Here is a 16,602-nt window from a genome sequence, read left to right on the forward strand (position 1 = left end):
CAAAACCCCCCGACGGTCGCGTTGCGACGAGAAGCGGTCGGATGCGAGGCGGCGCGCGAAGGACAGTAGCTGGGCCTACGGCCGAGCGCGCCAACGACGCAGACGGCCGCTTCTCGTCGCAACCCTTCGGGGCGGGGTCACCTGGGGCGCAGCGCGTCGTTGCGGCTCGGGTCCTTGGCTGCCGCCAATGGTCCCCTCGCCGCGCCTCGCGCTGCATCCCCAGGCAACCCCGCCGCGGCCGCCGGGGATTTTGAGATAGGTTTCTAGGCCGCGAAGTACGGTTCGGGAAGCCCCTTCACCCCCACGTCGATCGCCAACAGCGCGCCGGCCAACGGTTGCCTTGCCAGTTCCTCCGGAGTGAGCCTCTGCGACGCGGTCGTGACGAACAGTATGTCCAGATTTCCGCCACCGAACTGGCAACTGGTCGGCCGCTGCACCGGCAGATCGATCGCGCGGTCCAGCCGGCCCTCCGGCGTGAAGCGCGCGATCTTCCAGCCGTCGTAGAGCGCGCACCAGAGGTAGCCCTGCGCGTCGAACGTCGCGCCATCCGGGATGGCGGGCGGCTCGATCCGCGCGAAGATCCGGCGCGGGCCGAGGGCACCGGAAGTCTCGTCGTAGGCGAACGCGCCGATTTCGCGCGTCCACGAATCGGAGAAGATCATGGTGCGCCGGTCCGGGCTCCAGGCGAGCGAGTTCGGGATCGTGATGCCGCCGCGCAGCGCGATGCATTGCCTGCCGTCGAAGCGGTAGAGCGTACCATCGGGCTCGCGCGCCAAGTCGTTCATCGTGCCTGCGAAAAAACGGCCGCGAGGGTCGCACTTGCCGTCGTTGAAGCGTTGTGCCGGCCGATGCGCTTCGGGTGCGGCGACTTTCTCGATGGCGCCGCTCTGCGGGCTCCAGTAGGCGAGCGCGGATTTCATCGCCAGCAGCAGACCGCCGTTTCGTCGAACCGCGAGCGAACCCACCATCTCGGGCATCGCCCAGGTATCGGTGTGTTGCGCGCGCAGATCGAAACGCCGCACCGCGGGGCGCCGGATGTCCACCCACCACAGGCAGCGGGCCCGCGGGTCCCAGACCGGCCCTTCGCCCAGGATATCGGTGGTGTCTCCGATGCGCTCGATGCGCATGATCCTTGCCCCTCCCCGCCGGCGCCGTTGTGGTTGCGCGCCGGAGTATAAAGCGCGGCGCAAGCGGGCAGGATGCCCGCCGTCTATTGAACGACCAAAGCGCGTGAATGCGCGGGGAGGCTCGCCTGCCTGTTTTGATCAAAAACAAACGGCGGCCTTGCGGCCGCCGCGCAGCCCGGCTGCAAGCCTTCAGTCTTCCAGCTCGACCCCCTGAAGCGCGCCGGCGGCGAGCGCGTTTCCGGACACGCCCGGCAGCGTTCCTTTCGCCTTCACCAGTCCACCGTTGGGCGCAAGCGCGGCGAAGAACGCCGCGCGACCGATCGGGTTGTCGTCGATGTCCCGGAAGTCGTTCAGCCCCGTGGTGTCCACGCGCACGCCCAGGATCGTGAAGCCAGGATCGGCGACGTCGGTCGCGTTTGCCTGGAGGATGACATCGATGTCCGGATTACCGCGATCTTCGATCTCGGTCGCGATCACCGATGTGGCCCCGGAGGCACGGCCGCGAATACGCACGCTCTTGCCGCTCAGCGACCCGAGGTTGGAGGTCGTGGCAGTGGTGTTCTTGAACTCGGTGAAGGCGTTGACAGTCACGGTGATGCCGGGCAGACCTTCCAGCGCGAGTGTGGAACCCGAGACAGTGGCGTTCGATTCGATCTTGACGCTGTCCTTGAATTCGATCTTCAGCGCCGTGAGCACGCCGCCCGAGAGGCGGCCCTCGACCTCGAGCTTCACGCCCACGGCGATTTCCTCCTGCAGCCCGCCCAGGAAAAGCGTGGCACCGGTCGTGACCACCCGCACCGTGCCGAGCGTGAAATCGGCGCTGCTCACGAGCGCGGTTACGAAGCCTTCGATCTCCGCCCGATCGGCATTGGCCAGCTCCAATCCCTCGGCCTCGACCTTGGTCGCCGTCAGCGTCCCGCAGACGGGGTTGCCGGAGCAGTTCGTGCCCTTCACTTCGACGGACAGGCCGTTCCAGTTGCTTCCGGAGGGTGAGGGCATGTCGTTGACGGCCGCGCCGGCATAGCTCACGGTCAGCGCGCCGACGCGGAAGGTCTGTGTGGCGGCGTTGTGCGCCTCCACGACGCCGCGCACCGTAAATGCCACCGGCGCCGTCTTGCGCTGGACGAAGCTGGCCACGATGGAACCGTCGCTCCTGCGCAGGCCGTGCACCTCCAGCAGCACCCCGGGCGCGATCGCACCGAAGTCCGGCACGTTGTCGTCGAAGAACGTGGTGTCGTCCACCTGCACCGTCTGGCCGAGCACCACCACCGTCCCGGCGCTGGCGGTCCCGGCAACGGATTCCACCGGGCCACGCACCGCTTCTTCAACCGCGACCCGCGTCGCGCTACCCGTGCTGCCGGCAATCGAGCCCTGCACCTCGACGAGCATGCCTTTGCGCAATTCGCTCTCGCCGATCGGCGCGTCGTCGCGCCGGATGGTTGCGCTGCTGGTGGAAAACTCCACGCCGTTCACGAAAATGCTGCCGAAACCGGTGATCGCACCGGAACTGATGCCGGTGCCCCCGGTCCCGCCGCTGGCTACCTCCCCGCCCCCGCAGGCACCCAGCCCAAGGAGCAACGCGCACAGCGCAAACAGGTTGCGAACGATCTGGTAGTTCATCTTGCGTCTCCTCCGGGCGGCGAGCCCATGTCTTCCTCGAAGTAGTAAATGCCCATGCCGGTGCGCTTGCGTCCCGCGCCTTGCACCGACGGATTGGTGTCGCGGTCGTGCTGCGCCAGCCAGCGGTCCATGTCTTCCAGCAGCCTCTGGGCTTGCTCCGCGCCGAGCGCCCGAAATCGTGCGACAGCCTCCTGCGGCAAGTTGTCGTACATGACCTTGCGCTGGAACCGCGGGTCGCTGACGCCGTGCTGCAAGTTGTGATCGATCGTGGCGATGAGATCGGCGACGTCCGCGCCGAGAATGTCCAGCTTGTCCAGGTCGCTGGTTCGCGGAACGTAAACCCGGGTGAGCAGCCGCACGCGCCCGTCTTCCAGTGCCTCGATGGCGCCGACCCGCAGCAGCTCGTCGCGCACGGCGCGCGCCGGCATGTCGCCGCTGTGGCGCCTGACCAGACGGCTGAAGGTCGGACCCTCGCCGTCCAGGCTCAGCGGCAGAGGATTGCCCTGGCTGTCCACGAAGTCGGGGTCCCTGACCCAACCGGCCACCACCCGCGCCGCTCGGTTGTAGCGCTCACGGAACTGGGAGTCTGTCCTCACGCGTTCCCGAAGGACGCGCTGGACCTCCTTGCGGGACAGACCGGAGAGGACTGCAACCCGGGAAATCGTCTGCTTCTTGCCCGGAATGTCGAAGTCCTGAACCCCCACCTCCACGTAGACACGCTTGGCGATGTCGGAAAATTCCTTGAAGGACATACCGTTACGGATCAGTACGCGCACCAGCGGGCGCAGCAGGCGGGCTACGGCCATGGCAAGAACCTGGCTGATCTGGGCACTGGCGTCCATTTAATTTGGGAAGTTCTTCCCAAATTTAGCTTGTGTCAAGCGCAAAATGCAGGGCCAGCGGAAAAGGCGTCCCCGGAAGGCCATGCCCGGGAGAGCAGAAAGAGGCAAAACGACGGCGGCCGCCGGCCAGCAGGCGACCTGGGGCCGGAAATGATTCAGGTCCGCGCCAAGGTGGCGCAGGAGAACGTGGCCTTGAGTTTCTCGAGTCGCGCCGCCGCGTGCCGGACCTGCGCTTCGGACAGCTCGTGCACCCAAACGCCACACGGGCTGGCAAAGTCCACGGCCACATACACAACCAGCGGGCGGCGTCCGGTCAATCGGAAAACCGCTTCCACATAGTGCGCAGCCTGAACATCGTAGGCCAGGCGCTCGCGGGTGCGGGCGAAGGCTTCGGGCCGGCAGTCGGTCGTGGTTTTCAGTTCCATCACGACGCCCTCGTCCGTGAAGCAGTCGGGACGCGCCTTCCATTTGCGACCGGACTCGTCGGTCCAGTAAATCGACAGTTCCTTCTGGCCGTGCGACAGCCAGCGCGCGAGCGGCGCCTGAGGGCAGGCGAGGATCGCCGCCCGTGCCCGGTTGAGCGCCGTCCACTGCCACGCATCCAGCCACGTGCGCTGCATCGCCTGGATCCCTGAGCCGTATCGCTTCGCCGGGACCGAGCCGTCCAGAACCCGGTAGCGGCTTGCGAAGGCCTCGGGCTCGAGCACCAACGCGTGGAGGGCTTCACCCATGCGCGAGCCGTCGAAGTCGACGGCCGCAGGCGCAGCCGATTCGCGTCGGCCCAGCCGCGCAAGACGTCGCAACTGGGAGCTCGAGACGTATTCCCGATTGGCGAGATAGTCCGCCAGCGGTTCGCGCTTGGTGCAGGGACTGAGCGCCATGACGATCGTGACGCTCTCACATTGCAGCCAGCACGTCCTGGCCGGTGATGATGTAGGTCTTCCCGGCTGGAAAGTCGCGCACCAGCACCGCCGGGCTTTCGGGCGTGATCATCGGCGCGAGCAACGCCACCGGAGTCTCGATGTCCACGTAACGGAAGGGCTGCTGCATGATCGCGCGCACCGGCTCGTTGCGCACCTTGGGTTCCTTCACGATGCAGGCGTAGGCGTGCGATTCGCTCAGCGAGCCGACGATGCGGTCCTTGCGGGTGACCGGGATCTGCGAAAAGTCGTTCTGGATCATGCGCTGCAACGCCTGACCGACGGTATCGGTCTCCTCGACTCCGACGATGTCGGTGACTTTCTTGTGCTTCACCAGATCGCGCGCCGTGGGTCCACCAACCGTCTCGTAGCCCATCATGCGCATCCATTCCGGATTGAACATCTTGCCGAGATAGCGCGAGCCGTGATCATGAAAGATCACCACGACCAGTTCGCCCGCGCGGAAGCGGTCCTTGAGCTGGAGCAGACCCGCGATCGCGGACCCGGCGGAATTTCCCACCCAGATGCCCTCCTGGCGCACGATCTCGCGCGTGTAGATGGCGGCATCCCGGTCGGTGACCTTCTCGAAGTGGTCGATGATGGAAAAATCCACGTTGCGTGGCAGGAAGTCCTCGCCGATGCCCTCCGTGACGTAGGGGTAGATCTCCTGTTTGTCGAACACGCCCGTCTCCTTGTACTTCTTGAAGACCGAGCCGTAGGTGTCGATGCCCCACACTTTCACGCCGGGTTTTCTTTCCTTGAGGTAGCGGCCCACGCCGCAGATCGTGCCGCCGGTCCCCACGCCGGCCACCAGATGGTCGATGCGGCCTTCGGTCTGCTCCCAGAGCTCCGGTCCGGTGCTCTCGTAATGGGCTTCAGTGTTGCTCAGGTTGTCGTACTGGTTGGCCTTCCATGCGTTGGGCGTTTCGGCGACCAGGCGCGAGGAGACCGAGTAGTAGGACCGCGGGTCTTCCGGGTCCACGTCCGTCGGGCAGACGATGACCTCGGCGCCGAAAGCGCGCAGCGCGTCGATCTTCTCCTTGGACTGCTTGTCGGTGGTGGTAAAGATGCACTTGTAGCCCTTGACGATCGCGGCGATGGCAAGCCCCATTCCCGTGTTGCCGCTCGTGCCCTCGATGATCGTGCCGCCGGGCTTGAGCGCTCCGTCACGTTCGGCGTCCTCGATCATGCGCAGCGCCATGCGATCCTTGATGCTGTGGCCCGGATTGAAGGTCTCCAGCTTGGCGTAGACCGTCGCCGGAATCTCCTTCGTGACGCGATTCAGGCGCACCAGCGGAGTCTGCCCGATGGTGCCGAGGATGTTGTCGTGAACGTTGCGTGGCATGGGATTGAATCTCGCATTTGAACGCCCGGCGGGCCTCGGCCGGGCCCGGAGGATAGCGCATCGCGGCGCGCTTCGCGCAAAAAAACAGCGAGCGACGCCGCCCGGACTTCTCGACGATTATTCTCCCACCAGCCAGTCGACGCCATGCCTGCCTTCACCCTCCGGGGACAACGCCTTCCAGAGCCAGGCCAGCATGGCCCCCGAAATCCCGTCGAACTCGAACGGCGGATTGACGACCAACATCCGGCTGCCGCGCATTTCACCTCGCCATTGCTCGGGCCGCACGGACAGTTCCAGACGCAAGATCCTGCGGATTCCGCTTGCGACCACGTCGCGCTCGAAAGCGCGAACGGCCGCGGGTTCCATCAGCGGGTACCACACCGCGTAGACGCCGGTGGCAAACCGCCCGTGCGCCAGTGCCAGCGCCTCGGCCAGTCGCGCGAACTCCCTGGCGCGATCGAAGGAGGAGTCGATCAGTATCAGTCCGCGGCGCTCGGGCGGCGGCAGAAACGCCTTCAGTGCCTGATAACCGTCCATGTGGTGCACGCGCACCCGACGGTCGCGCGCGAGGAGCCCCGCGAGCTGCGCGCAGTCCTCCCGGTTCAGTTCGGCCAGCACCATGCGGTCCCGCTCGCGCAGAAGCCGCGACGCGATCAAGGGCGAACCCGGGTAGTAGCGCAGCGCGCGGCCGCTGTTCTCCGACCTTACCACCTCGAGGTAGACGCTCAGCGACTCCGGCGCGTCCGTGCGTCCCCACAGCCGCAGGATTCCCTCCTGGAACTCCGCGTTCTTCTGCGCCCACGGGTGGTTCAGGTCGTAGCGGCCGATACCCGCGTGCGTTTCCAGATAGAAATAGGGCTTGTCCTTGCGGGCGGCCGCGATGAGGAGCTGGACCAGCAGCGCGTGCTTGAAGACATCGGCAGCGCTGCCGGCGTGAAACAGATGACGGTAGGCGAGCATGTCGGGGACGGCGCAAAGAACCGACCGAGGTCGATGCGCGGGCGCCCCCGCATTATGCGGGTCCGCCGGGTCGTCTGCGATCGGTCGCCGGTCGCCCGACCGGACGCGACTCCATGGGGAGCCGCGCGGAACCGCTAGGACTTCTTCGGCTCCGGCACTTCCTCGGCGCGGCAGCGCATGAACCATCCGCTCATCGCCACCCGATGAGCGACGTTGAGGCTCATCAGGTAGCGATTCTGGATGAGGTAGGCCTCGGCTTCCGCCCGGTTGTAGCGCACACAGGGATCCGCCGTCGACTCGAAACGTCGGCTGACGGCCTGCGCGTGGTGAACCAGCTCATGAAGCAGAATCGAGCGCGCGAGCGGGTCGTTGATGAGGTCGAAGGCCTCGTCGATGTACACGCCGCGCACGGGATCGTAGAGCGCTCTGAACGAGCAAGGTCTGCTGCAGAACTCCTGCTGAATGAACGCCTGGGGAACCTGATGGATTTCGGGGGCAACCGCCGGCGGCTCGTAACCGCCCAGTGCCTGGATCGCCAGGAACAGCTCGGAAACCAGTTGCGAGAGGGAAGCGTGATCCATGCTGCACCTCCTTGCCCGGCGCCCCCCCGCTGCCGGGACACGACGTTGCTACAGCTTGTCGTATTTCGTGGCCCGCCCTCTGGCCTTGTCGACCGGATACTTCAGCCGGTTGATCGCCAGCTTCCGGGTTGCAGCCTCCAGGAGGTCCACCTCCAACCGGTCAGCGAGCCTGAGCAGAAACAGAAACACGTCCGCCATTTCCAGCGCCACTTCGGCACGTGCTTCCGGAGGCAACTTCTGCGCCTCCTCAGGCGCCAGCCACTGGAAGTGTTCCAGTACTTCGCCTGCCTCTGCGGCCAGCGCCATCGCCAGGTTCTTGGGATTGTGAAACCGATCCCAGTCGCGCTCGGCGACAAACTCCGACAACTCGCTCTTCACACTTTCCAAGCTTCGCACAGGCGACATGGCAGGCTCCCCGCTCCAGGCGGCCCAGTCTACCGGGCGGGATGGGGTCATGCACTTGCTCGGTGCGCTGCGCGCCACAATCGATCGGACCCGCTCAGTTGTAGACGAACGAGGCGGTGCGGATCATCTCGATCGCATCGGCCACCGCTGCGGAGTCCTGCTCGTCGCTCAGGATGGTGAATGTGCACACGAGCCCCTGCACGTTGACCGCGCCCTGGACCATGTAGCGATACTCGCCGGCTTTCGGATTCTTGTCCGTAGCCGAGAACAGATAGGCTTCCCCGGACACCGTCGGCAGACGGCGCACTTCGATCTGTTCCTCCAGCGCCTGGGGAGCCGCGATCTGGGCGCCGTGCGCGGTGACCGAAAGCACGAAAGCGGGCTCGATCACCGACGGGTCCTGGCGACCGGACCAGCGGCCCGAGATCAGCACTTCGAAGCGCTCCGCTCCTTCCGCCGAGAAGCGCAGCGTACGCGGCAGCGCGATCGAAAACTGACTGCGCTTGTCGCTCCAATGTTTCGGCACCGTGAGGGTGAGCAGGCCCTCGTCGGCCATGGCGTAGGTGCGCAGCTCGGCCTGTTCCGCCGCCAGAGCAGGTATGACCAGCATCATGCACAGCATGACCGCACTCGAGATCCTGGGCATCGGAGATGGCATGGTCTTGTCTCCTGGTCGAATCACGTAAACGAAGCAGGCGCGCTCAATCGGAACATCTGATCCCCGGGCCGCCGTACATCACGCGCCGCGGATTCCCGACGTGCGCGAGGTACTTGTTCTGGATCGAATAGGCTTCGCGCTCCTCGGCGTTCCTGCGCTCGCATTCGCTGGGCAGGTATTCGAAGCGTCCGCTGCGCGCCTGCACATGGTGCACCAGTTCGTGCAACAGGATCGAGCGGTCGAAGGTATCGCCCTTCAGATCCAGCTTCTCGTCGATGAACACGCCGCGCGCGGGATCGTAGAAGGCCGGCACCCGACAGGATTTGACGCACACCTCGGACTGGATCCAGGACTGCTGCACGGCATGCACTTCGGGGAGCCTGTCCGGGGCCGGATAGCCCGACAGGAACTGAATGGCCGCGAAGAGTTCCACGACCGTCGAAGACAGGGAAGCCTGGTCCATCTCGGTTCCTTTCGTCCGGGCTCCCCCCGCCTCCGGACCCGACATTGTTTCGTCAATTTACAAAGCAAGTTTCGATCCCTGCGGGATTCTCTGCGGTTTGCCCGGCGATCATCGGGTCGGCGCATGCGACCGCCCGTGGATTCGGCACGATCACGGCCATGGCGGACCGTCCTGGGTAAAGCCCTGCCTGGAAAACAGTCGGCGGAGCCCGCGAAAGTTGACTGCAGGCTGCCGCGAAAAGTTCGGCGGGGCCATATGCCTTTGGGCATGGAGCGCCTCACGCCGCCCCGAGGCCATGGGATAATCGCGCCATAGCAAACACTTATGCCGAACAACAGCCATGGCCAGCGAAGAGACCCCCGAACTGAAAATGGACCCCGCGAATCTGTACCGCGAGGAAATATTCACCGATCGCAAGGCCGGAACGATCCGGGTCATGACCCCGGTGAAGCGCGACGGCTCGGCGGATCCGGCTCGTAAGGTGCTGTACGTGGGCGAAGCCCAGCTGCTCACGCCGGTCGGGGCGTTGCCGCTCGCTTTTCAGATCGAGGCGAACTCGCTGGGCGAGGCGGCGGAGAAGTTCGCGGGCGCGGCCAGCGTCGCGGTCGAGCGCGCGGTCAAGGAATTGCAGCAGTTGCGTCGCGAAGCGGCCAGCTCGATCGTCCTGCCCGGCAGCGGCGGCGGGCTGCCTCCCGGCTTCAGCGGACCGGGCGGATTGCCGGGCGGCGGTAAGATCCAGTTGCCTTGATCGGCTCCACTTGCGGCTCGGCCCAGCCGTCGCGCGCACCCGAGCCCTCTTCTCGCCCGAAGTCAACGGGTAACGGCGACCGGCGTGCCACCGACGGTCGCTTGCTTGCATGTAGATACCTTCGCGCGCGCTTGCCCGGAAAAGAGCGGCGAGGGTGAGGCGCGAGATGGGCTACTTCACGCCATACTTCGCGCGATAGTGCTGCAACAGCACTTTGCGCGTCTGGCGGTTCAGCCTTGGGTTCGGCTGCGGCTCGGGCACGCGTCGGGGCTTTGCGGACTTTTTGAGTCTGGCCGCCATTGCCTTCAGGATGAATCGGGCACGCGCACCGCGGCAAGCCGCAGCGCGCGCGCATTGCGCAGCAGATAGCCGAGCAGCAGGACGAAGCACGCCAGGACGAAGAGCTTGTTCACGAACCAGTTCGTGCGCCAGATGCTCCATTCCGGAGCGGCGAAGAAGATCGCAAACTTCGTCGCCACGATGATGATTTCGGCGATCGATACGACGATCGCGAATGCGAAGGTGTAGCGCTGCCAGTGCAGCAGCGACCATCCCAGCCAGATATGCACGACCCACCAGAGATCCCAGTAGACGTAGGTCGTCGGCGCCACCCCTTCGGCCAGCGCGTAGGCGACCGGGAAAGCGTACTTGATGACCAGCGTCCAGGCCGCGAGGATGAAGAGGAAATGCGCGAAAAACCCGATCATCTGTCAGCCGCCGGCACCAAGCCATTGGACGTCGAAGCTTCAGCGTAGTCGCGCCCGGGCAGGAAGGGATGCCGAGTCATCATGTCGCCTGCCCGCGCAGCTTCGGACCCTGCTGCCTTGCCGTCCCGCTTTGCCGTCGACGCTGCGCCACCGGAGGGCTCTCCAATCACCCGTTGCGGCTACGAAAGCTTCACGGCCGCATCACGGGTGAACCGCGCGATCGGTACTCCGGCCGGGCACGCGTCCAGACAGGGCCGCCGCACACAGGTGAGGCACGCGCTCGCGCCTTCGCCGAGCTGTGCGTACTCCGCGCGCGCGAGGACCGGGTCGCGATAGTCCTCGAGATACATTCTGGCGCGCAGCACCTCCGCGATCTGCACCCCCGCGGGGCAACTCTCTTCGCACCGGTTGCAGGCCGGACGGCAATAAGTTCCAGACTGGAGCTCGGCATAGCGCCGCAACAGCTCGCGGTCGCCCTGGCGCAGCCCGGTATCACCGGAAGCGGCGACGAACTCGTCGATCTCGCTTTTTCCGGTCATCGAGATCACCAGTGCGTCGACATGTCGGCTGGACAGCGTCCAGCGGAACGCCGCCTGCGCGAAAGTCGCGCCGCCATACTCGTAGGGACGCATGTCGTTGAGCCGCGCGCCCATGAGCGTCTTCATGGCGATCACGCCCACGTCCTTGCGCTTCGCCTTTTCCAGCACGCGGGGAAGCTCGGGCTGTATCGCCGACCAGTGAAAGGTGTGGCGCAGCTTGTCGGTGAACGTCGGGTCCTGCGAGAAGTTGTAGGCCACCAGCACGACGTCGGCGAGGTCGTGATCGAGCGCGTAGTCCAGGCATTCGACGAGGCGTCCGCCGTGGCCCGACATGCCGCGAAAGCGGATCTTGCCCTGACGCTTTGCCCGCTCGGTGAATTCCCGCCACTCCGGGTTGCTCAAGCGCGTCACGTCGTTGACCGCATGGTTGAAGTAGACGTCGACGTGATCGGTGCGAAGACGCCTGAGGCTGCCTTCGAGCGCCTTCATCATGTCGGCATGCGTGTCGCCGCTCCCGGCCTTGGTCTTGGTGGCGAGGAAGACCTGGTCGCGCTTTCCCTTCAGCGCTTCGCCGATCGCTTCCTCCGAGTTGCCCCAGCGATAGCTCTCGGCAGTGTCGAAGTAGTTGATGCCGCGCGCGAGCGCATGGCGCACCAGTTCAGGATCCGCCGAGCTGGAGGAACCGAACGAAATGTCCGAGATCCGCATCTCGGTGCGCCCCAGGCGCACGTAGCGCCGGATGAGCGGCGCGCGCGCCTCGGTCCTGGCCCCGGTAGCCGCCAGACCGATCGCCGCCCCCGCGCCCAGCCGAAGAAAATCACGCCGATCCATGAAGCTCCTCCCTCGTCCTCGCGCTACCCGCTGCCTGCCCCAAGCCCGCCCCCGGTGCCTCTTTTTTGAGTTCGATCGGCGGCCGCGGTTCAACCGGTGCGGGCCGCGGTCAGCCGATTATCGTGACGCCCTCGCGCGCGAGCGCTTCGATCTCGGCGTCGGAATAGCCGGCATCGCGCAGCACTTCGACCGAGTGTTCGCCCAGGCGCGGCGCCGGCCGTTGCGCACCCGGCGAGGACACCGACCATTCGGTGGGTGTGCGCATGCCCTTGACCCGGCCTTCGCTCGGATGGTCCTCGACCGTGAAAAAGCCGCTCGCCACCAGATGGGAATCGGCCACCACGTCCTCGATCGAATTCATGCGCGAGACCGGAATGTCGGCCGGCTCCAGCAGCTCGATCCATTCGGCCGTGGTGCGCGTGCGCAGCAACTGGGCGAGGTACGCATAGATCTCCGAGATGTTCCGGGCCCGGTTCGCCTGGGTCGAAAAGCGCGGATCCTGCATCAGGTCTTCCTGGCCGACCGCCTGCAGAAAACTCCGCCACTGCTTGTCGTTGTACACCAGCACGCAGATGTAGCCGTCCTTCGTGCGGTACGGTCGGCGCGCCAGAAGCCGCGCGTAGCCGGCCTCCGCGATCGGCGGCTCGTACGTGTAGCCGGCCAGATGGTCGCCGAGAACGAAATGCGCCACGGATTCGAACATCGGCACTTCGACCGCCTGGCCTTCGCCCGTGCGGCTACGGTGAAACAGCGCCGCGGTCACGGCATACACCGCGTGCAGCCCGGTGATCCGGTCGGCCAGATTGACGGGCGCGTAGTTGGGCGGCTCGCTGCCGCGCCGGCTCGCCAGCCAGGGAATGCCGGCCGCGCCCTGGATGAGGTCGTCGTAGGCCGCCTTGGGCGCGTACGGTCCGCGCTGGGAATAGCCGTAAGCCCCCACGTAGATGATGCGCGGATTCGCTGCGCGCACATCCTCGTAGGAGAGTCCGAGCCGGGCCATGGCCTGCGGGCGCACGTTATAGATCAGCACGTCGGCGCCGGCCGCGAGCCGCAGCAGCGCCTGTCGTCCCTCCCGGTGCTTGAGGTCGAGCACCACACCGCGCTTGCCGCGATTGAGGTGCAGGAACATGTAGCCCATGCCGGGATTCTTCATCGGGCCGGGGTGGCGCATGTTGTCGCCTTCGCGCGATTCGATCTTGATCACGTCGGCACCAAGCTCGGCGAGGATCTGGGTCGCGAACGGCCCCATCACCACGGTCGTAAGGTCGAGCACCCTCACGCCGTCAAGCGGGCCGGGCATGATCTTCCATTGGTGTCGTCGAGGTCGGATGCCGGCGCGCCGGCCGGGGAACCGTAGGATGCGAAGAGTTCCGGTTTTCCATGGAACGCGATTCTAGCTTCGCTGGTGCCATTTCCGCTTACCCGATGCAATCGCGGGGTTGCCGTCCTCGGCAGAGTAGACTTGTCGCAACGACGAAAGGCATCACTGCCCTCATTTGATGCTCCACGCCCTGAAGCCGCTCACCGTCCCGGTTTCGGTTCTTGTCCTGTCGGGCATCCTCACAGCCACCGCGCCGCGCTGGGCCTTCGGCGCGATCACTTTCAGCCCTTACGTCGTGCTCGGGCTGGCAACACTCATCGCCCTCTGGTTCAACCGCGGGCGCGCCTTCTTCAGCCTGGTTTCCCTGCTTCTCGCCTATCTCGGCATGCGCCTGGGCCAGGACGCCGGAACGTTCGCCGCGCGCGCGACATTCACCGCGGCAGCGATCTTCGTGCCGCTGAACATTTTGCTCGCCGCGCTGGTGGTCGAACGCGGCGTGTTTCACTTTCGCAGCTACCGCTGGGCGTTCGTTCTCGTCGTGGAGATCCTCCTCACGGCCTGGGTCGCCAGCGCCGGAGCGACGCCGCTGTCGGGCACAGCCTGGCACGCGCTGCTCGACCACTGGCTTTTCAGACCGGCGCCCACCCCGTTTCTCGGCCGGTTGCTGCTCGCGGTGGCTTTGGCGGTCGCGATAGCGAACGCCTGGAGCCGGCCCGCAGCGGCGCTGGATGTGGGCATCGGCGGCGCGCTGGTCGCGATATTCGTCGCCTTCACCTGGCCGGTGTTGAACGGCGTGCTGCCGGTTTTCCTCTCGGCAGCGGGCACGATCTTGCTGGTCGCCGTGCTGCAGGAGTCGCACCGGATGGCGTTTCGCGACGAGCTGACTGGACTCCCCAGCCGGCGTGCGCTTGAAGAGCAGCTGCTCGGACTCGGCCCGGTCTACAGCATCGCGATGGTCGACGTCGATCATTTCAAGCGCTTCAACGACATGCATGGTCACGATACGGGCGATCAGGTCTTGAAGCTCATCGGCGCGCGACTGGGAGAAATCACCGGCGGAGGCAAGGCGTTTCGCTACGGCGGCGAGGAGTTCTCGGTGCTCTTTCCGGACAAATCGCTGAAAGAGGTGCTGCCGCACCTGGAACAGCTGCGCGAGACGATCGCGAACTACCGCATCGCGGTGCGTACCGGAGATCGCCGAAAGGAATCGCGCAGCAGCCAGGATCGCCGCGCGCCGCTGGCCCGGGCCGGCGGCGGAAATCTTGCGAGCGCGCTCCGCGCCAGGCCGCCGGGAGCGGACCCTGACGCCCTGTCGGTCACAGTGAGCATCGGGGTCGCCGAGCGCGGAGAGTCGCTGACCAAACCCGCGGCGGTGATCAAGGCCGCGGATGAGGCGCTCTATCGGGCCAAGCAGGCCGGCCGCAACCGGGTGAGCATCTGAAGGAATCGTAAGCCGCGGCCGGCTTGTGGCGCGCCGGCCTCATGCGGAGGCGCGCGCGTGCGGCTCCAAACCCGAAACGAGCGCCGGGGCCGATAGCTCACCGACGCAGTCCGGGCCCGGGAGGCGTGCCGAACTTTACCGCCCGCACCTTGGCGCAAGACACTGATTTCTTAAGATCCTCAGCCCATCATAACAGTGTGGAATTAGTCGCCGGACGGGCAAAAGTGGCTTTTCTTTTTCAATGCCTTATAGCGCCCCTCTACGTCCTTGCAGAAGAAGTTCCCGAAACCGACATTCCCAGCAGGAATAGATGCTATGGCGCATCACCTCTATGTCGCGATGCACAAATCGCATTAAATGCACACCGTGGTTGAGACGGCGGTTGCCTTCTCCCAGGAACGCGGCAGGTGCCGTGCGACTGGATGCCCAACTCGATTGGATCATTGAAAGGAGACTCGAATGAAAGCGACCAAACTCATCGTTGCGGCAGGCCTTGCGCTTGCCTCTTCGTTCGCGCTGGCTGAAACCGGCGTGAAGACCTACGCAATCGATAACGTCACCAACGTCTACGGCCGCGCGGGTGTGGCCGCCGTGCAGCTCAAGGGCGGCGTGCAAGCCGGTGCCGCCGACGTGGCCACCGTAGGCCGCAACGCGCCGGCGCTCGCGGGCAAGACGCTGGTCACGACCGGCCACGCGGACGTCAACGTCAACGGCCGTTCGTAACAGCACCTGCCGGAAGTCCGTAAAGGATGACCGGTAGCTGACCAGTGGCGATTGGCGGACCCCGCCAGTCGCCAGGAATCAGCGACCGAACAACTCTCCTCCTCCCCCGAGGTTACGGCGCACTGCAAAGCGGTGCGCCGTTCTTTTTTTGTTCCCCGCGGCTGGCGCGGGTCGGACTGCGGGGCTACCGCAGGCTGCTGGCGGCCTCCTCACACGCTGGCTTTGGGGCGTACCTGCGGACCCCGCGTGCGCCGGGCAAGCACGGCGAGCAGGATGGCGCCGCTGCCGAGCACCAGCAGCAGCGCTCCAACCAGCCAGCCGATCAGCGGTACCCAGGCGAGCAGCAACACGGCGATCAGCACCAAGGCCAGGAAGACGATGCGCAGGCCCGTGCTCGGCGGCGTGCCCGCCTCGAAACGGCCGACCAGTCCGGCCAGTGAATCGGCGAGAAACAGCGCGCCGGACAGGTAACCGAAGAGCAGCAGCACCGGCCAGAGAAACAGCGCCGCGAGACCCAGCGGAATTCCGACAACCGAAGCGAACAGCAGCGCAACGACCACGGGCGTCAGGACTACCAGTGCGAGGCCGGTGAACAGCGAAGCCACGGGCCGCACAGCGATCGTTCTCGTCACCGCCGCCGCGGCCGACGGGGCGACCACGATCGCCAGCACGCCGACCACGAACATGCCGATGCTCAGCGCCAGCGCGCCCATCCAGGCGGCGATGCGTGCCCATGGCTCCCAGCTCAGCCCCGGCGGCTTCGCGCCCGATTCCTTCACGCCGCCGAGAATCTCCGCCTGCGGGCTGATCGAGGGCGGCTTCTCGGTGCGGTAGGTGAGCCGTCCGTGGATCCTCGCGTTGGGCCCGACCCTGAGCGAACGCGCGAACACCACCACACCGCTGCCCAGCCGCCCGTCGAGAGTGACGGACTCGCCGAAGACGGTGAGCTGTCCGCCGATCGCACCCTCGACCAGCACCTGCTTTCCCGCGGCGGTCACACGGCCGGCGATGTCCGAGCGATTCGTGAGATGGATGCCGCGACCGGCGAGCCGCGCATTGCGCAGTACCGGAGCGTCGACCGAAACGGCGGCGCCTGCCGCGTACAGATCCGAACCGACGCGCGCCGAGACGGTGACCCGCCCTCCGGCCAGCACCGCGTCCCCATCGACCGGCACGGGCAACGAGACGTCGGCGCCGGCGATGAACGCGTCGCCTTCGATCGCGCTGCCCGGCGCCGGTTCGTCGCCGGCGGCAAAGTAGTCGCCGGCGATCACCGCCTCCGCGCGCTGCGCTTCGCCGGCCGCCGGTGTCGGCTGGATGAGCAGCGCCAGGCAAAGCCCGCAAGTCACACGAGACATTTCATGCTCCGGC

Annotated in this window: 17 protein-coding genes; 3 read left to right on the forward strand and 14 right to left on the reverse strand. The window is 65.9% G+C overall.

The window, feature by feature from the left end; genetic code table 11:
- Nucleotides 1-263: 263 nt before the first annotated feature.
- The 10 genes from VNM24_04805 to VNM24_04850 all read right to left on the reverse strand — a co-directional run bounded on the left by VNM24_04805 (nucleotide 264) and on the right by VNM24_04850 (nucleotide 8,921).
- On the reverse strand, nucleotides 264-1,127 hold the full coding sequence (locus tag VNM24_04805) for an SMP-30/gluconolactonase/LRE family protein (GenBank protein HWQ37922.1): 864 nt from the start codon (nucleotides 1,125-1,127) through the stop codon (nucleotides 264-266).
- A 189-nt stretch (nucleotides 1,128-1,316) separates the two neighbouring features.
- Nucleotides 1,317-2,747, reverse strand: a complete 1,431-nt coding sequence (locus VNM24_04810; protein ID HWQ37923.1) for a DUF5666 domain-containing protein — start codon at nucleotides 2,745-2,747, stop codon at nucleotides 1,317-1,319.
- Nucleotides 2,744-3,553 carry a DUF6502 family protein gene (locus VNM24_04815; GenBank protein ID HWQ37924.1) on the reverse strand — a complete coding sequence of 270 codons (810 nt, stop codon included), beginning with the start codon at nucleotides 3,551-3,553 and terminating at the stop codon, nucleotides 2,744-2,746. Before VNM24_04815 ends, VNM24_04810 begins: the two co-directional genes overlap by 4 nt.
- Before the next feature lie 191 nt (nucleotides 3,554-3,744).
- On the reverse strand, nucleotides 3,745-4,470 hold the full coding sequence (locus VNM24_04820; protein ID HWQ37925.1) for a PD-(D/E)XK nuclease-like domain-containing protein: 726 nt from the start codon (nucleotides 4,468-4,470) through the stop codon (nucleotides 3,745-3,747).
- Nucleotides 4,471-4,486: 16 nt separating this feature from the next.
- Entirely contained in the window at nucleotides 4,487-5,854 is a 1,368-nt protein-coding gene (locus tag VNM24_04825) for a pyridoxal-phosphate dependent enzyme (GenBank protein HWQ37926.1), read from the reverse strand.
- Nucleotides 5,855-5,971: 117 nt separating this feature from the next.
- Nucleotides 5,972-6,814: a 23S rRNA (adenine(2030)-N(6))-methyltransferase RlmJ gene (rlmJ, locus tag VNM24_04830; protein ID HWQ37927.1), complete on the reverse strand. Its 843-nt coding sequence runs from the start codon at nucleotides 6,812-6,814 to the stop codon at nucleotides 5,972-5,974.
- A 134-nt stretch (nucleotides 6,815-6,948) separates the two neighbouring features.
- Nucleotides 6,949-7,395: a DUF6647 family protein gene (locus tag VNM24_04835; GenBank protein HWQ37928.1), complete on the reverse strand. Its 447-nt coding sequence runs from the start codon at nucleotides 7,393-7,395 to the stop codon at nucleotides 6,949-6,951.
- A gap of 48 nt (nucleotides 7,396-7,443) precedes the next feature.
- Entirely contained in the window at nucleotides 7,444-7,800 is a 357-nt protein-coding gene (locus tag VNM24_04840) for a nucleotide pyrophosphohydrolase (protein HWQ37929.1), read from the reverse strand.
- Nucleotides 7,801-7,894: 94 nt separating this feature from the next.
- Nucleotides 7,895-8,458, reverse strand: coding sequence for a hypothetical protein (locus VNM24_04845; GenBank protein ID HWQ37930.1), 564 nt, complete (start codon nucleotides 8,456-8,458; stop codon nucleotides 7,895-7,897).
- Between the two features lie 43 nt (nucleotides 8,459-8,501).
- On the reverse strand, nucleotides 8,502-8,921 hold the full coding sequence (locus VNM24_04850) for a DUF6647 family protein (protein HWQ37931.1): 420 nt from the start codon (nucleotides 8,919-8,921) through the stop codon (nucleotides 8,502-8,504).
- Between the two features lie 340 nt (nucleotides 8,922-9,261).
- On the opposite strand from VNM24_04850, the gene VNM24_04855 reads away from it, so the two are divergent.
- Nucleotides 9,262-9,669 (forward strand): hypothetical protein, encoded by a 408-nt coding sequence (locus VNM24_04855; GenBank protein ID HWQ37932.1) that lies wholly within the window; start codon nucleotides 9,262-9,264, stop codon nucleotides 9,667-9,669.
- 305 nt (nucleotides 9,670-9,974) lie between these two features.
- Here the strand turns inward: VNM24_04855 and VNM24_04860 are convergent, their stop codons facing one another.
- The 3 genes from VNM24_04860 to VNM24_04870 form a co-directional block, all read right to left on the reverse strand.
- Complete coding sequence (locus VNM24_04860; protein HWQ37933.1) at nucleotides 9,975-10,376, reverse strand: hypothetical protein; 402 nt, start codon at nucleotides 10,374-10,376, stop codon at nucleotides 9,975-9,977.
- A 179-nt stretch (nucleotides 10,377-10,555) separates the two neighbouring features.
- The gene (locus VNM24_04865) at nucleotides 10,556-11,746 is read right to left on the reverse strand and encodes an aldo/keto reductase (protein HWQ37934.1); all 1,191 of its coding nucleotides are present in this window, start codon (nucleotides 11,744-11,746) and stop codon (nucleotides 10,556-10,558) included.
- A gap of 109 nt (nucleotides 11,747-11,855) precedes the next feature.
- Entirely contained in the window at nucleotides 11,856-13,046 is a 1,191-nt protein-coding gene (locus tag VNM24_04870) for a CoA transferase (protein HWQ37935.1), read from the reverse strand.
- A 199-nt stretch (nucleotides 13,047-13,245) separates the two neighbouring features.
- Between VNM24_04870 and VNM24_04875 the strand changes: the two genes are divergently transcribed.
- Entirely contained in the window at nucleotides 13,246-14,508 is a 1,263-nt protein-coding gene (locus VNM24_04875; protein HWQ37936.1) for a GGDEF domain-containing protein, read from the forward strand.
- 459 nt (nucleotides 14,509-14,967) lie between these two features.
- Entirely contained in the window at nucleotides 14,968-15,231 is a 264-nt protein-coding gene (locus tag VNM24_04880) for a hypothetical protein (GenBank protein HWQ37937.1), read from the forward strand.
- A 209-nt stretch (nucleotides 15,232-15,440) separates the two neighbouring features.
- Here the strand turns inward: VNM24_04880 and VNM24_04885 are convergent, their stop codons facing one another.
- Nucleotides 15,441-16,589 carry a hypothetical protein gene (locus VNM24_04885; protein HWQ37938.1) on the reverse strand — a complete coding sequence of 383 codons (1,149 nt, stop codon included), beginning with the start codon at nucleotides 16,587-16,589 and terminating at the stop codon, nucleotides 15,441-15,443.
- Nucleotides 16,590-16,602: the final 13 nt, after the last annotated feature.

Source organism: Burkholderiales bacterium (assembly GCA_035560005.1).
Classification (GTDB): domain Bacteria; phylum Pseudomonadota; class Gammaproteobacteria; order Burkholderiales; family Eutrophovitaceae; genus DASRFY01.

What these genes read in the sequence shown, in the direction of transcription:
- rlmJ (HWQ37927.1), bottom strand. Translation starts at nt 6,814, where the DNA reads ATGCTCGCCTACCGTCATCTGTTTCACGCCGGCAGCGCTGCCGATGTC.
- VNM24_04870 (HWQ37935.1), bottom strand. Translation starts at nt 13,046, where the DNA reads ATGCCCGGCCCGCTTGACGGCGTGAGGGTGCTCGACCTTACGACCGTG.
- VNM24_04840 (HWQ37929.1), bottom strand. Translation starts at nt 7,800, where the DNA reads ATGTCGCCTGTGCGAAGCTTGGAAAGTGTGAAGAGCGAGTTGTCGGAG.
- VNM24_04855 (HWQ37932.1), top strand. Translation starts at nt 9,262, where the DNA reads ATGGCCAGCGAAGAGACCCCCGAACTGAAAATGGACCCCGCGAATCTG.
- VNM24_04880 (HWQ37937.1), top strand. Translation starts at nt 14,968, where the DNA reads ATGAAAGCGACCAAACTCATCGTTGCGGCAGGCCTTGCGCTTGCCTCT.
- VNM24_04885 (HWQ37938.1), bottom strand. Translation starts at nt 16,589, where the DNA reads ATGTCTCGTGTGACTTGCGGGCTTTGCCTGGCGCTGCTCATCCAGCCG.
- VNM24_04835 (HWQ37928.1), bottom strand. Translation starts at nt 7,395, where the DNA reads ATGGATCACGCTTCCCTCTCGCAACTGGTTTCCGAGCTGTTCCTGGCG.
- VNM24_04850 (HWQ37931.1), bottom strand. Translation starts at nt 8,921, where the DNA reads ATGGACCAGGCTTCCCTGTCTTCGACGGTCGTGGAACTCTTCGCGGCC.
- VNM24_04845 (HWQ37930.1), bottom strand. Translation starts at nt 8,458, where the DNA reads ATGCCATCTCCGATGCCCAGGATCTCGAGTGCGGTCATGCTGTGCATG.
- VNM24_04820 (HWQ37925.1), bottom strand. Translation starts at nt 4,470, where the DNA reads ATGGCGCTCAGTCCCTGCACCAAGCGCGAACCGCTGGCGGACTATCTC.
- VNM24_04805 (HWQ37922.1), bottom strand. Translation starts at nt 1,127, where the DNA reads ATGCGCATCGAGCGCATCGGAGACACCACCGATATCCTGGGCGAAGGG.
- VNM24_04815 (HWQ37924.1), bottom strand. Translation starts at nt 3,553, where the DNA reads ATGGCCGTAGCCCGCCTGCTGCGCCCGCTGGTGCGCGTACTGATCCGT.
- VNM24_04860 (HWQ37933.1), bottom strand. Translation starts at nt 10,376, where the DNA reads ATGATCGGGTTTTTCGCGCATTTCCTCTTCATCCTCGCGGCCTGGACG.
- VNM24_04825 (HWQ37926.1), bottom strand. Translation starts at nt 5,854, where the DNA reads ATGCCACGCAACGTTCACGACAACATCCTCGGCACCATCGGGCAGACT.
- VNM24_04810 (HWQ37923.1), bottom strand. Translation starts at nt 2,747, where the DNA reads ATGAACTACCAGATCGTTCGCAACCTGTTTGCGCTGTGCGCGTTGCTC.
- VNM24_04865 (HWQ37934.1), bottom strand. Translation starts at nt 11,746, where the DNA reads ATGGATCGGCGTGATTTTCTTCGGCTGGGCGCGGGGGCGGCGATCGGT.
- VNM24_04875 (HWQ37936.1), top strand. Translation starts at nt 13,246, where the DNA reads ATGCTCCACGCCCTGAAGCCGCTCACCGTCCCGGTTTCGGTTCTTGTC.